Genomic DNA, 14561 nt, shown 5'->3' on the forward strand with positions numbered 1-14561 from the left:
CCGGGACCCCGAGTCCGACTTGCACTGTGTTCAAGTGCTGGTCTATCGTTCCACTTGAACACAGTGCAAGTGGAACGATGGACCGCACCGACAAGGGGACCCGCATGTCCGAACACGAGCAGCACGAACACCCGCTGTCCGCATTAGTGGCGGCCACGGCCGAGGAGTACGCCATTCCAGGCGTCGTCGTCGGAGTGTGGGCGGACGGGCAGGAGGTGTTCGCGTCCCACGGTGTGACAAGCCTCGACAACCCGTTGCCGGTCGACCCCAGGACGCTCTACCAACTGGGGTCGGTGACCAAGACCTTCACCGCAACCGCACTGCTGCGCCTGGTCGAGAGCGGCGAGATCGAACTGGACGCGCCGGTGTGCCGCTACGTTCCCGAGCTGGTGCTCTCGGACCAGGAGGCCGCGGCCCGGATCACCGTACTGAATCTGCTCAACCACACCGGCGGGCTGGACTGGGCGGTGATCGCCGACACCGGTGACGGGGACGACGCCCTGGCCGCGTACGTGGCGCGGATGGCCGAGATGGAGATGGCCGCGCCGCCCGGGACCCGGGCCTCCTACAGCCAGGCCGGGTACAACCTGGCCGGCCGGGTGCTGGAGAAGGTCACCGGCCTCACCTACGAGCGGGCCGTCGCCTCGCTCGTCCTGGAGCCGCTCGGGCTCTCGGACACCTTCTTCTTCCCCGACGACGTCATGACCCGGCGGTTCGCCGTGGGTCACAACCTCGAGGACGACACCCTCTCCATCGCCCGGCCGTGGCGGATCCCGCGCGGGCACAACCCCGGCGGGGGCATGGTCTCCTCGGTGGCGGACCTGCTGCGCTGGGCCCGCTTCCACCTCGGCGACGGCCGTACGGAGAGCGGCGAGCCGCTGCTCCCCGCCGCGCGCCTGCACGGGATGAAGGAGCCCACCGTCGCCCTGCGGAGCAGCACCCAGGGTGACGCCCTGGGCATCTGCTGGTTCCTGCGCGATGTGGACGGGGTCCGCACGGTGGGCCACGGCGGTTCGGCGAACGGTCAGTTCGCCGAGTTCCTGCTGGTGCCCGAACGGAACTTCGCCGTGGTCTCGGTGTCCAACGCCGGCCCGAACGGCATCCCCTGCAACCAGGAGATCGTCCGGTGGGCGCTCCGGACCTGGCTGGGGGTGACGGACCGGGACCCGGAGCCGATCCCGCACGACGCGGCACGGGCCGGCGAGCTCGTCGGCACCTACGACATCGATGCCATGACCCTCTCGATCGGCACCGACGGAGCGGGACTGACGCTCGACGTCCGGTTCAAGGCGGAGCTCCGCGCGGCGTCCGACATTCCCCTTCCTCCGGACTACCCGCCGGCCGACTTCGGCCTGCTGCCCGGCGACTCGGACGACTACATCATCACCAACGGGGGCCTGAAGGGGCAGCGCGGCTTCTTCACCCGCGACGAGACCGGCGCGATCGTGGGGATCGACCTCGCCGGCCGGCTGTTCCGGCGGCTTCCGGAACCCGCTCCCAGCATCCGGTAGCCGACAGCGGAGACCGGGTGCCCCGGTGACCCGGTGGGGCCGTCCCCGTGCCGGACGGCCCCACCGGGTCTCACCAGGTCACGGGGAGACTGACCACCCCGTGGAAGTCCGAGTCGGAGCGCATCGGAACCTCCTCGGCCGGAACGGCCAGCCGCAGACCGGGGAACCGGTTGAACAGCTCGACGAGGGCGATCCGGACCTCGACCCGGGCCAGGTGCTGGCCGAGACACTGGTGGATGCCGTGGCCGAACGTCAGCTGCCCGGCGGCCTGCCGGCGGATGTCGAGGACGTCGGGGTCCGGGTACTTCTCCGGGTCGCGGTTGGCGGCCTGGACCGCGAGGGTGACCGTGTCCCCGGCCTTGACGACCCGGCCCGCCAGCTCGACGTCCTCCAGGGCGGTCCGCATCCCCGTATCGGTGATGGTCAGGTAGCGCAGCAGTTCCTCGACCGCCCCGTCGGCGAGCTCCGGCTCGGCCCGCAGCGCGGCCAGCTGATCGGGGTTGGTGAGCAGGGCGTAGACGCTCAGCCCGATCATGTTGGCGGTGGTGTCGAAGCCGGCTCCGAGCAGCAGCGAGCCGATGTTGGTCAGTTCCTCGTCCGTGAGGTCGCTGTCGGTCAGCTCGCTCAGCACATCGTCGGTGGGGTTGGCGCGCTTGGCCAGGACCAGTTCGTTCAGGAACTTCTGGATCTCCGCGAAAGCGGCGAACTGCGCCTCGGGACCGTGGCTGTTGTCATTGGTCGCGATCACCTGCCGCTCGAAGAACTCCCGGTCCTCGTAGGGGACTCCAAGCAGCTCGCACATCATCTGCGCCGGGATCGGCATCGCGTAGATCTGGAACAGGTCGACCGTCGGGCCCTGCCGTTCCATGGCGTCCAGGCGGTCGGCGGCGATCTGTTCGAGCCGCTCGGTGAGCCGGCGCATCCGGCGGGTGGTGAACTTGCCCGCGAGCGGCTTCCGGTAGCGGGTGTGCTCGGGCGCGTCCATCCGTACGAACATGCCGGGCTCAGCCGGCGGGGCCTGGTGCTCGGCGGCCGGCCCCGGAATCGGCCAGTGCACCAGCTCGGCCCGCGAACTGAACCGGCTGTCGGCCAGCACCTCGCGCACCAGGGCGTGGCTGGTCGCCAGCCATCCCACATGGCCGTCGGGGTACGCCATGGGACACAGCGGCTCCTCCGCGCGCAGCTGCGCGAACTCCGCGGGCGGGTCCAGCGGACAGCCGGCCGGGCGTTCCGTGGGCAGACCCGCGAGCGGCGGCGGGGGCGCCGTACTGCCCGTGGTTTCAGTCGGGTTGACCATGTCGGCTCCTCGTCATGGGCGCGTGAAAATCCGTTCGCTCATGATCGACACCACCTGGCGTCCGGAGACTGCGCGTGAGCAAATGTTGACGACTCCCTAACACGCCGGGCATGCATCACAACAGCATTGTGGCCATTTTCGACCGAAATTAACGCCACCTATCCAAGTGGAATGAATCTTTCCGGTCTTTGCGGCAGCTATATCCAGACTTTGCTTGACCGAAATTCGACGGCTTCCCTCCAATGGGCCGGCCGCCCGGCCCTAGGCTGGTCCCCTCAACCGGGGAGGGGCACGGAGTGAGGCGCTTCCTCATCGCGGCGGGCACCCGCCACTACCGCGGCGGCCTGCCGGAACTGCCCCTGGCACACAGTGATGTCGACGCGGTGGTCGCGCTCTTCACGGCCGCCGGTTACGAGCGCGCGCTGGCCGCGGTCTCCGCGGACCCGCGGGCCGGAGAATTCGAGGACGCCCTGGCCGACTGGTGCGCAACGGCCGACCTGACCGCGGACGACCTCCTCGTCCTCTACTACGCGGGCCACGGCGTCCGTTCCGCCTCCGGCCCCTACCGGCTGGCGTGCACCGACAGCGAGGACCACCGGCCCCGGTCCTGGCTGTCCCTGTCCTCGCTGGCGGAGATCATCGCCCAGTCCCCGCTACGCAACGTCCTGCTCGTCGTGGACTCCTGCCATGCGGCGGCGGCCGGTGCCGAGATCGCCGGCATGACCGAGGCCATCGTGGCCACCCGGTCCCGGGCGGACGAGCCCGGAGCCGGCACCTGGCTGCTCGCCTCCGCCCGGCACCGCGAGCAGGCCCGAGACGGCGCCTTCGTCCGCCGGCTCGCCGCCGCCTGGGAGGAGGGCGACGGCCCCTCCCAGCGCCACCTCTCCCCCGCCACCCTGGCCGAACGCATCAACCGGGCCTTCGTCACCGCCGGCCTCACCCAGCGGGCCGGCTGCTCCTCCCTGGACCAGGCCCGGCGCCCGCCGTTCTTCCCCAACCCGGCCTTCGACCGGGAGGCCGAAGTCACCCCCGAGGGCCGGCCCGGCGCGGACGACGGGGACCGCGCCTCGCACTTCGACCCCCGGGGCCGCGGGGTGGAGCACGTACACGACCCCGGTTCGTACTTCACCGGCCGGGAACACGCCCTGACGGCGGTACGGGCCCACCTGGCGGGCGAGGGCGGCCGGGCCCCGCTCGTGGTGACGGCCGACCCCGGTTCGGGCAAGTCGGCGGTGCTGGGGAGGCTGGTGCTGGAAGGCCACGCGGACACCTCCGTCAACGCCCGCCACCAGACCCTCGAAGCCCTGGTGGGCCGGCTCGCCGCGGCAGCCGATGTACGGGCCGGCAGCCCGGACGCGCTGCTCACCGCGCTCGCCGGCCGGGAACGGCCCTTCCGTATCGTGCTCGACTCCCTCGACGAGGCCGGCCCGGGCGGCGACAAGGCGGAGGCCCGCCGGATCGCGTGGGAACTGCTGCGCCCGCTGGGCGCCGTGGACTGTGTCCGCCTGGTGATCGGCTCGCGCCGCGAGATGCTGCCGCACATCGGCGACCGGATCCCGGCCGTCGACCTCGACCAGAGCGCGTACGCCGAGGACACCAGCACCGCCGAGTACGTGGCGAAGGTCCTGGCCGACCCGGCCGGCCCGTACGGGCGCACCCCCGGCACCGCCCGCCGGATCGCGGACGAGGTGGCCCGGCGGTCCGGCCGCTGCTTCCTGGTCGCCCGGATGACGGCGACCGCCCTGCTGCGCGGCCCGCTGGTGGACACCACCGTGCCGGGCTGGGCGGAACAGCTGCCCTCCGACGTGGGCGGCGCCTTCGAGGCGTACCTGCAACGGCTGCCCCGGGAACGGCACACGGCGGCCATGGCCCTGCTGAGCGCGGCAGCCTTCGGGGAGGGGAACGGGCTGCCGCGCCGGATCTGGGTGCGGGTGGCGGCCGAGCTGTCCGGGATCCCGCTCGCGGAGTCGGACGTCGACCTGCTGCTGGAGGGGGACGGCTCGTACCTCTCGCACGCCGAGGTGGACCGTACGAAGTACTTCCGGCTCTACCACCAGGAGCTGACGGACCACATCAGGAACCGGACTCTGGCCCACCGGGACCTGCAGGACGTGCACGAATGCTTCGTCCGGACACTGCTGGACACCGTCCCCGGCGGTGGCCGGAACTGGGCGCGGGCCCCGGAGTACGTCCGCGCCCACCTGGCCACCCACGCGGCCGAGGCGGGCCTGCTGGACGGCCTGATCGAGGACGCGGCCTTCGTCCTGGCGGCCGACCCGGCCTCCCTCCTCCCGGCGGTCCGCCACGCCTCCCGCCGCCCGCTGCTGTCGATGGCGGTGGAACGGGCGGCGTACCTGTTCGGCGACGCGGACCCGGACACCGACCGGGCCGCGCTGCTGGCGTACGTGGCGCGGGCTTACGGGGAGGACGGATTGGCCGGGGCGGCGGAGGCGCTGGCGGCCTCGGTGGAGCGGATGCGGGTGCCGCGGCGGCAGTTGACACCGCACCGGGTGGTGGGCCGGTACGCGGGTGATGCGTACTCGACCTGGTCCGTGCGGAAGGGCTGGCGGATCGAGGACACGGTCCTGGCCGGCGGCGACCGGGTGGTGCTGGCCCTTCCTCCGCAGGGCAGCGAGGTCCGCCTCTGGGTGATCGACTCGCCTTCGCGGTCCGGGGTGCTGCCCCATCCCGCGCAGGTCACCGGCCTGGCCCTGGTGCCCGGAGGCGCGGTCACCCTCGACACGGTCGGCGCCCTCCGGGTCTGGGACCTGCACGAACACGCGGTAGTCGGGGAGATCCCGGACACGCCGTACGTCAAACTGCTCGACGCCGGAGCGCTCCGCGACGGGACTCCGGTGGCCGCGTGCCGCGACGGTGATGAGGGCGTGGCCGTCGTCGATCTGACCACGGGCCACGTCCTAACCTCGTATCCCGGGCACACGGCCTTCCTCTGCCACGATCCGGAGGGGGCGGCCCAGTTGCTCGTCGGCAACGCGTCCGACGCGCCCGACGGAACCGTCACCCTGCACCCGGTCGAGGGGGACGGAGAGAGCAGGACGCTGCTGACGGGGCGGCACGAGCCCGTCCTGCAGCACCGGATCCGGCTCGCGGACGGCGGTATGGCCGTGGCTGTGGTGAGCGGAGACGGATCATGCCTGCTGACCCTGCTCGACGTGCGGTCGGGAGAGATGACCGAGACCGCGCCCGCGGGCTGGGACAGACATCTGGAGGGCGGCTTCGTGCGCGGTTCCTCCGGCAGTCCCATGCTGGTGCTGCAGGGCAGCGGCGGGTCGGTGACCCTGCGCCTCGGGGCGGAGGCCGTCGAGCAGGCCGAAGTGCGCATCCCCAGAAGCCTGTCGATGACCTCCTTCCGGTACCAGGGGCGGCTCCATACGGCGGTGGCAGACTTCCATGAGCTGTGTGTGGTGGACTCCCTCACCGGAGAACGCGTGGGACCGTCGCTGAAAGGCCACGAAAGCGCGGTGGGCCTGGTGCACGTTCTCGAGGCTCCGGGGAGCGGCGATCCCGAGATCCTCGCCGTCGGAAACGACGGTACGGCCCGCCTGTGGCGCTGGCCGGACGTACTGGTCGCAGGACCTGCCGAGGACGGAACGGACGGAGCGGAGAATCAGCCCCCCTACTCCGAACCCGATGAACTCATCACCGGGTCGGTCGCCCGCGGTCCGCTGCTCGCCCTCGCCACGAGCGGCTTCACAGTCGTCGACACCGGGGTGCTGGACCGACCCGCTGACGTCGCACCCCGGACCGCCCTCATCGAGGACGTGTCCGGGCCGGTTTCCCACAGCGCCGGACCCGACGGCGAACTCCACCTCCTGGCCTGGGAATACTCCGAGTTCAATGAAGGGAACGATGAATTCGGCACGTACTGGTCACGGCCCGGCCAAGCCGTGTGGCTGGGGGTGGCCCGCGACGGCTCGACCGCCAGGCGGGCCCGGCTCACCGACCTCGAAGGAGACTCCGCCGTGCACGGCCACCTGCTGGCTTCGACCCGGGCCCGGCCCGGGACCTGCGTCGTGGGATTCGACGCCCTGCGCGGCCGGATCGGGCTCTACCGCTTCCCCACGCACGCCCCGGCCTGGACGGCGATCCCCTGGGAGGTGCCCGGGATGCGGGACATCGTCCGTACCGCGGCATTCACCCTCCCCTCGGGGACCGCGGTGCTGATGGTCTGCTCCCGGCCGGCCCGGCCCGACGAGATTTCCACCTGGCTCCGGAGGCCGGCCCGAAACGGTCCGAGTCCGGCTCTTTCAGGGCCTGCCACCGGGCTCTGGGACTGTGAGACGGGCCGTCCGGTGCGTGGCGCCGTTCAGCCGCTCCCCTTCGACACACTGCGGCTCGTGCCGCACCACAGCCCCCGCGGCACCCGGTGGGTCGCCTGCCAGGCACCCGCCGGACAGGTCGCGGTCTTCGAGCCGCTGACGGGTGCTGTCTTCCCCGTGCGCGCGGCACAGCCCGGGGTAGACCGCGACCCGAATCGCAGGCCCCGGACCGGCCGCGACTTCGACCTCCGGTGGGCCGAGACCGCCGGCGGTGCCGCCGTGCTGCTCAGCGTGGACGTGGACACGGCCAGGGACAAACGGGCGCTCCCCGTCACCGTCTGGGACTCCACCGCACCCCACACCACCCGGCAGCTACCGGTGCCGGCCACCCGCATCCTGTGGACCGGTACCACCCCCAACGGCGAGGTCCTCGTCGCCCTCGGCGATCCGCAGGGCATCACCCTCTGCCATCTCCCCGGCGGGGAGAAGGTCTGGTCCACCCCCGTCCCCGCCCTCGTCACCTGCCTCGCCGTGGTTCCCGGCAGCCCGGGCCCGGACCTGGCCGTCGGCACCCAGCAGGGCGTCGTCCTCATCCGCCCCCGCATCGACGCGGGCTGGCGCCGACGGCTCGGCCTGTGACCTCGGGAGTGGCCGTGACCGCACGCTCGCACCGGTCTTTTCGTTAACCCTTTGCCGATGAGCCGATGGCCAGCTTAAGTTCTCCCAGCCGCCCGATGTCGTTCGGGACCGGCGCTGTCGACGAGGAGGTGTGGAGCACATGCGCAGGAGTGCCCAGGTGTTGAGTCCGCGTACTGACCTTTGCCACTTCCTCACGACGGAGACACCTTGTCGTCTCGCATCACCCCGCTGACCGATCCCGCTCACGCCGCGAACAGCCGGCGACTTGCATGGCTGGCGTCCGACGGCGATTCCATCCCCACCGGAACCGCCTTTCTGCGCCTGTTCGACAGCCCCGAACAGGAACATCTGGCCGAACTGACCCTCCAGGTCCATCCGGCGGAGCGACGCCGTCACATCGGCTCGCAGCTCCTCGACGCCGCCGTGGCCGCAGCCCGAGACCACGCCCGCCGCTGCGTCATCGCACAGGCCGAGGCCGGATCTCCGGGCGACCACTTCCTGCCCGCGCGCGGCTTCCGGAAGGTCCTCACGCTGAGGTTCTCCCGCTTGCCGCTGGCCGACGCGGACACCAGCGCCCTCGCCCGCATCATCGAGCGCCCGCACCCCGGCTACCGGCTGACGTCATGGCACGGAACCGTGCCCGACGACCTCGCCGAGACGTTCGCCGCCTCACGTCGCGCCATGGACGACATGCCCATGGACGACACCGACTACGGCATCGTCGCCTGGGACGTGGACCGGGTCCGGACCGCGGCGAAGGCCGTCGAACAGCGCGGCGACCACCTGCACACCGTCGCCGCCGTCGACACCTCCGACGACTCGATCGCCGGCTTCACCGAGCTGGTCGTTCCCGGCAACGGCACAGGTGACGCCCAGCACTACGGCACCGGCGTGCTGCCCGAGCACCGTGGACACGGCCTTGGCCGATGGATGAAGGCCGAGTCCATCCGACACGCCCATGGGCGCTACCCGGACCTCGGCGGCCTCCTGACCGACACCGCCGACAGCAACACGCACATGAGACAGATCAACGACGGTCTCGGCTACTCACCCACGCACACGACACATCAGTACCAACTCGACCTCTAGCAGCGGACGGACGGGCCGGACCTGGACATCACATGGTCCGGCCCGTCCATGCTTTCGGTATACGGCCTAGAAGTTGCCGTAGTTGACCTGCCAGGTCGGCAGGCCCATCCGGCGCCAGACCGCGACCACCCGGTCGCGGTCGTCCAGCGAGACCCGGACCGCATAGCGGTGCCGGACGTGCGCGTCGAACAGCTCCGCCTTGACGATGTCGTCGCTGCGGCCGTCGCCGGACGCCCTCATCCACAGCTCGTCGTACGGCACTTCGTGTGTGGCCAGCCACGCCTCGGTGATCTCGCGGTGGTCCTCGCTGCGCCCGGACAGCAGCACGATCCTGTCGTTCTCGGCGCTGCGGAAGGCGCGCAGGGCCTGCCGTACGGAGACGTTGAGCAGGTCGCCGTCGCACCGGGTGAAGTCGTACGGTCCGCGGTCCCCGCGCAGTGCCAGGGTGCCGTCGATATCGCACATCACCGCGGAGGGCAGGGCCGGGTCGGCGGTGTACGGGGTGCCCGCGGGCTGGGCGCCCAGCCATTCGGCGGTCAGCCGCCAGCCGCCCTTGGTGGCCTTGGCGTGCTTCTCGGCGAGGATGCGGATGATCTCCTCGCCGACCGAGCGCTCCCGCGCGGCATCCCGGCGTATGCACTCCTCGACCGGCACGCCGGTGAAGTCGTGGACCACGAAACCGGCGCCGAGGCCGGTGACCGCGGCCTTGAGGCGCTTGGGGATGTGCGGGGTCAGGTGCGTGTTGTCGACGACCACGTCGAAGCCGCCCTCGACGGCCGAACGGACCGCCGCGTCCTGGATGTCGAGGACCGTCCGCTCATGGGCGTGCGAGCGCCCGCGCTCGGGGGCCGGGACGTCGAGCATGGTGCGGAGGTCGTCGAGGTTGACGCGGCGCATCCGGCCTTCGGACTCCGCCTGGAGCTGCCGGGCGGCCGTGGTCTTCCCCGAGGCGGGAAGTCCCGTCATGACGTGTACTACGGGCACGGTCAGTTCTCCTGGTCGGTGACGAAGGGGTCGGAGTTCTCCGGCCGGATGGCACGCCAGACCATGAGGTCGGTCGGCTTGCCGTCGAGGCGCAGGAACATGGCGGACCGGATGCCGGAGTCGTACTCGGCCGGCAGCGCCTTGGCGGCCCGCGCGAACGCGCCCCGGTCACCGGCGAGGTGCTCGATGCTGCGGTAGGCCTCGTCGATGGCATGCGCACGCGCCGTCGCCTCGTCCTCCAGGCGTGCGATCACCGTACGCACCCAGGTGTCGAACTCGTCCGGCACCTGCTCCAGCAGGGCGTCCAGCGGCCGGCCGCCCGAGGACCTGACGCCACCGAGTTCGGCGACCGAACAACCCAGGCCCTGGGCCAGCCGCTTCACGGACACGCCGGGGAACCGCTGGATGCCGTGGGCGCGCCAGATGTCCCGTTCGGTGACGCCGGTCAGCACCTTGTGCAGCCGCACGTACTCGGCGATCTTGGCCTTGGCGCGCACCCCGGAGGCGAAGCGCAGCACGAAGCCCTCGGCGTCGGTACCGGTGGCGGCGCCGCCGTCGGGCAGCGTGTTGGACTCGGTGAGCTTGACCAGCTCGTCGAGGGACATGGCCGGCCAGACCGTGACGACCGAGCCGACGCCCTGCCAGTGGCCGGCGGCCTCGGCGAGCGGGAGCTCGGTGCCGTCGGTGCCGAAGGCGGCCAGCAGGACCAGGTCCCGGCGGTCTCCGTAGTTGACGACGATACGGTTCTGCGGGTACAGGATCTCGGCGAGGTAGGTCACCCCGGGGACCAGGGCGGAGGTGTCACGGCCGTCGAGGCGGCGCTGCGCCCAGGTGGCCTGTGCACTGATGAAGGAACCCTTCGACGCGACCCGCCAGCGGCCGGCGTAGTGGAACACCACGGCCAGACTGCCGTCGACCTTGTCGTACACCTCGAACGGCTCGTCCGGCAGCGCGGGCGCGTAGGGCTGACCGGACTCGTGCTCACCGACGTTGAAGAACTTCGGCAGCGGCAGGGCCACGATCGCACCGGTGGCGTCGTCGGCGACCAGCCCGCGGCAGCGCACGGTCACCCGGTTCCAGATCCGCTCGTACTGGCACACCCGCGTGTAGGTGTAGATGGACAGCGGCAGTTCGGGGTGGGACTTGCGGGTGACGTGCCCGGCTTCGATGGCGTCCGCCAGCTCCTGCGGCGGCATCAGGTCATGCAGAGTCAGGTGTACCTGGCTCATGGGTTCCTCCCGGTTCTTGAGGCTTCATCCTCTCGTGCGGGAGGGCCCGGCCGACAGCGAATTAGCAGGCCGGCGGCGTGAGCCCGGAGTCTAGCCAATCCCGGTCAGGCCGCTGTTGCCGGTCCCCGAGTTGCGGAACCGGCCCATCCGCGGTTCGTTCGAAGTAGGTGTGGATTGGGGGTGAAGGACGATGTTCTTCACCGACCGCACGGACGCGGGCGCCCGGCTCGCCGCGGCGCTGCGCCATGTGGAGTACGAATCCCCTGTCGTCCTCGGGCTGCCCCGGGGCGGGGTTCCGGTTGCTTTCGAGGTGGCGCGGGCGCTGCGTGCCCCGCTGGATGTGATCGTGGTCCGCAAGCTGGGCGTGCCCTACCACCGTGAGCTGGGCTTCGGCGCGATCGGCGAGGGCGGGGTGCGGATCATCAGCGAGGACATCGTGCGGCGCAGCGGGGCCGGCCGGGAGGCGCTGGCGGCGGTCGAGCACGCCGAGCAGGAGAACCTCGTACGGCAGGCGCAGCGGTTCCGCGAGGGGCGGCCGAGGGTGTCCGTGCGCGGCCGGACGGTGATCGTGGTGGACGACGGGATCGCGACCGGCGCGACCGCGGCGGCGGCCTGTGAGGTCGTACGCGCGCAGGGCGCGGCCCGGGTGGTGCTGGCCGCGCCGGTCGCGCCGCCGGATGCGATCGCGTGGCTGCGCACCGAGGCGGACGAGGTGGTGTGCCTGTCGACGCCGCCGGGGTTCAGTGCCGTCGGCGAGTGGTACCAGGACTTTTCGCAGACCCCGGACGAGGAGGTCGTGTCCCTGCTCATGCGGGCGGCGGGCGAAACGGTAGCCGGGGGCGCGGACGAAAGCGCCGCCGGCGGCGCTGGCGGGTCCGGAGGCTCGGCCGGGTCCGGGCCGGTCGAGGTGGCCTCCGGCGAGGTCCGGCTGGCCGGGGACCTCGTCCTCCCGGAGGGCGCCGAGGCCGTGGTGGTCTTCGCCCACGGCTCCGGGAGCAGCCGGCACAGCCCGCGCAACCGTGCCGTGGCCTCGGCACTGAACGCGGCCGGCCTGGGCACCCTGCTGTTCGACCTGCTGACCCCGGCCGAGGAGGCCGACCGGGCGAACGTGTTCGCCATCGAGCTGCTGGCCGGCCGGCTGCTGGACGCCACCCGCTGGCTGCGCGACCGTACGCCGCTCCCGATCGGCTGCTTCGGGGCGAGCACCGGGGCCGCGGCGGCGCTCCGGGCGGCCGGGACGACGACGCCCGAGGGGGCGGCGGGCGCGGAGATCGGCGCCGTGGTCTCCCGCGGTGGCCGGCCGGACCTCGCCGGGCCGCACCTGGCCGCGGTCCGGGCTCCCACCCTGCTGATCGTGGGCGGCCGGGACACCACGGTGCTGGAACTGAACCGGCTGGCCCAGCGCGAGCTGACCTGCGAGAACCGGCTGGAGGTCATCCCGGGCGCCACTCACCTGTTCGAGGAGCCCGGCGCCCTGGACGAGGTCGCCGGGCTCGCCCGCGACTGGTTCCGCGACCATCTGCGGTGAGGCGGTGCGGCGGTGCGGCGGTGCGGCGGTGCGGCGGTGAAGCCCGTGACGCTCAGGAGCCGTCGCGGTAGGTCTCCAGCAGCCGCAGCCAGACCTCGCTGATCGTCGGGAACGACGGGACCGCGTGCCAGAGGCGTTCGACGGGGACCTCCCCGGTGACCGCCACGGTCGCGGCGTGCAGGAGTTCGGCGGCCCCCGGTCCCACGAAGGTGGCGCCGAGCAGCACGCCGCGGTCCAGGTCGACCAGCATCCGGGCGTGCCCGCGGTAGCCGTCCGCGTACAGGCCTGCCCCGGAGACCTTCGACAGGTCGTAGTCGACCGCGCGGACCCGGTGTCCCGCCCGTTCCGCCGCCGCCAGGGTCGGGCCGACGGCCGCGGCCTCCGGGTCGGTGAAGACCACCTGCGGGACGGCCTCGGTGTCGGCGGTGGCCGTATGGGCACCCCAGCGGACGCCCTCCACGGCGGGAGTGCCCGCGGCGCGGGCGGCGATGGCGGCGCCCGCGATCCGGGCCTGGTACTTGACCTGGTGCGTCAGGAGCGCGCGGTGGTTGACATCGCCGATCGCGTACAGCCAGTCGTGGGTGGTCGAGCGGAGGCTGTCGTCCACCTCGATCCAGTCGCCCGGCTTCAGCCCGACCGTCTCCAGTCCGATGTCCTCGGTGCGCGGCGACCGGCCGGTCGCGATCAGGAGTTCGTCTCCCTCCAGCGTCTCGCCGCCCTCCAGGACCACCGTGACCGGGCCGGTGGCCCCGTCCCGTACGACGGCCTCGACGGACACCCCCGTACGGACCACCGCACCGGCCTCGCGCAGGGTCTCGGCGACCAGCTCGCCGGCAAAGGGCTCCATCCGGGGCAGCAGCCCCCCGCCCCGCACCAGCATGGTGACCCGGGAGCCGAGGGCCTGCCAGGCGGTGGCCATCTCGGCGGCCACCACCGAACCGCCGACGATCAGCAGCCGGGGCGGCACATACCGGGCGGAGGTCGCCTCGCGGCTGGTCCAGGGGCGGGCTCCGGTGATGCCCGGCAGGTCGGGGACGACGGCCCGGCTGCCGGTGGCCACGACCACCGCGTGCCGGGCGGCAAGGACGTGGTGCTCGCCCTCGGGCGAGCCCACGGCGACCTTCCGGACGCCGTAGAGCCGGCCGTGCCCCCGGTAGACATGGGCGCCGACGGAGTCCAGCCAGTCGACCTGGCCGTCGTCCTTCCAGTCCCCGGTCCAGTAGTCGCGGTGCGCGAAGACCGCCTCCCGGTCGAGCGGCCCCTGGACGGCCGCGGCAAGCCCCGGAACCCGGCGCGCGTCCGCCCGGGCGAGGGCCGGGCGGAGCAGGGCCTTGCTGGGCACGCACGCCCAGTACGAGCACTCCCCGCCGATCAGCTCGCTCTCGACCAGGGCGGTGCTGAGCCCCGCGGCCCGGGCCCGGTCCACGAGGTTCTCGCCGGCCGGCCCACCGCCCAGGACCACGACGTCGTACTCCACGGCTTCAGTCATACCGGACAGTCTCTCGGCAGGCCGCCCGGCCTGCACGCGTTACGCCTCCGGCGCGCCGCCCGGGGCCGCCTCGCCGCCGGCCGCCTGCTGTTCCGCGATCTTCGCCTTGATCTCGGCCATGTCGAGCCCCCTGGCCTGCCCGATCACATCCGCGAGCATGGGCTCGGGCAGGGCGCCGGGCTGTGCGTACACCGCGACCTGGTCCCGGATGACCATCAGGGTGGGGATGGACCGGATCTCGAAGGCCGCGGCCAGCTCCGGCTCGGCCTCGGTGTCCACCTTGGCGAAGACGATGTCCGGGTTGGCCTCGGAGGCCCTCTCGAAGACCGGTGCGAACTGCCGGCACGGACCGCACCACTCCGCCCAGAAGTCGATCAGCACGAATCCGTTCTCGCTGACCGTGCTGTCGAAGTTCTCCTTGGTGAGCTCGACTGTAGCCACTGTCTTCCGACCTCCGTCTGTCGTGTGTCTGCCCGGACTGTCTGCTCGGGGAACGAGCAGGTCGCCGCCTTCAT

The 14561-nt window shown here is 72.1% G+C and carries 9 protein-coding genes; 4 read left to right on the forward strand and 5 right to left on the reverse strand.

The genetic code is table 11. From position 1 onward, the window contains the following. The first annotated feature begins 104 nt into the window (after positions 1 to 104). Positions 105 to 1511, forward strand: a complete 1407-nt coding sequence (locus DEJ50_RS03725) for a serine hydrolase domain-containing protein (RefSeq protein ID WP_150205958.1) — start codon at positions 105 to 107, stop codon at positions 1509 to 1511. A 70-nt stretch (positions 1512 to 1581) separates the two neighbouring features. Here the strand turns inward: DEJ50_RS03725 and DEJ50_RS03730 are convergent, their stop codons facing one another. Then, the gene (locus tag DEJ50_RS03730; protein WP_150205959.1) at positions 1582 to 2808 is read right to left on the reverse strand and encodes a cytochrome P450; all 1227 of its coding nucleotides are present in this window, start codon (positions 2806 to 2808) and stop codon (positions 1582 to 1584) included. Positions 2809 to 3104: 296 nt separating this feature from the next. Between DEJ50_RS03730 and DEJ50_RS03735 the strand changes: the two genes are divergently transcribed. After that, positions 3105 to 7727 carry a caspase family protein gene (locus DEJ50_RS03735; RefSeq protein WP_190344254.1) on the forward strand — a complete coding sequence of 1541 codons (4623 nt, stop codon included), beginning with the start codon at positions 3105 to 3107 and terminating at the stop codon, positions 7725 to 7727. 207 nt (positions 7728 to 7934) lie between these two features. Further along, a complete protein-coding gene (locus tag DEJ50_RS03740) occupies positions 7935 to 8816 on the forward strand; it encodes a GNAT family N-acetyltransferase (RefSeq protein ID WP_150205961.1) in 882 nt (293 codons plus the stop codon). A 66-nt stretch (positions 8817 to 8882) separates the two neighbouring features. Here DEJ50_RS03740 and DEJ50_RS03745 read toward each other — a convergent pair whose 3' ends face one another. Next, complete coding sequence (locus DEJ50_RS03745; RefSeq protein WP_150205962.1) at positions 8883 to 9800, reverse strand: AAA family ATPase; 918 nt, start codon at positions 9798 to 9800, stop codon at positions 8883 to 8885. Positions 9801 to 9802: 2 nt separating this feature from the next. After that, positions 9803 to 11029 (reverse strand): RNA ligase, encoded by a 1227-nt coding sequence (locus tag DEJ50_RS03750; RefSeq protein ID WP_150205963.1) that lies wholly within the window; start codon positions 11027 to 11029, stop codon positions 9803 to 9805. Between the two features lie 190 nt (positions 11030 to 11219). On the opposite strand from DEJ50_RS03750, the gene DEJ50_RS03755 reads away from it, so the two are divergent. Beyond that, the gene (locus tag DEJ50_RS03755) at positions 11220 to 12557 is read left to right on the forward strand and encodes an alpha/beta family hydrolase (RefSeq protein WP_150205964.1); all 1338 of its coding nucleotides are present in this window, start codon (positions 11220 to 11222) and stop codon (positions 12555 to 12557) included. A 52-nt stretch (positions 12558 to 12609) separates the two neighbouring features. On the opposite strand, the gene DEJ50_RS03760 is transcribed toward DEJ50_RS03755, so the two are convergent. After that, a complete protein-coding gene (locus DEJ50_RS03760; protein WP_150205965.1) occupies positions 12610 to 14046 on the reverse strand; it encodes a dihydrolipoyl dehydrogenase family protein in 1437 nt (478 codons plus the stop codon). Positions 14047 to 14085: 39 nt separating this feature from the next. Next, positions 14086 to 14487, reverse strand: a complete 402-nt coding sequence (trxA, locus tag DEJ50_RS03765) for a thioredoxin (RefSeq protein WP_150205966.1) — start codon at positions 14485 to 14487, stop codon at positions 14086 to 14088. Between the last annotated feature and the right edge of the window lie 74 nt (positions 14488 to 14561).

The organism is Streptomyces venezuelae (assembly GCF_008642295.1).
Taxonomy (GTDB): Bacteria; Actinomycetota; Actinomycetes; order Streptomycetales; family Streptomycetaceae; genus Streptomyces; species Streptomyces venezuelae_C.

Bases quoted from the DNA above. Each gene is read 5' to 3' on its own strand.
- DEJ50_RS03725 (WP_150205958.1), top strand. From the start codon at position 105: ATGTCCGAACACGAGCAGCACGAACACCCGCTGTCCGCATTAGTGGCG.
- DEJ50_RS03755 (WP_150205964.1), top strand. From the start codon at position 11,220: ATGTTCTTCACCGACCGCACGGACGCGGGCGCCCGGCTCGCCGCGGCG.
- DEJ50_RS03750 (WP_150205963.1), bottom strand. From the start codon at position 11,029: ATGAGCCAGGTACACCTGACTCTGCATGACCTGATGCCGCCGCAGGAG.
- DEJ50_RS03760 (WP_150205965.1), bottom strand. From the start codon at position 14,046: ATGACTGAAGCCGTGGAGTACGACGTCGTGGTCCTGGGCGGTGGGCCG.
- DEJ50_RS03730 (WP_150205959.1), bottom strand. From the start codon at position 2,808: ATGGTCAACCCGACTGAAACCACGGGCAGTACGGCGCCCCCGCCGCCG.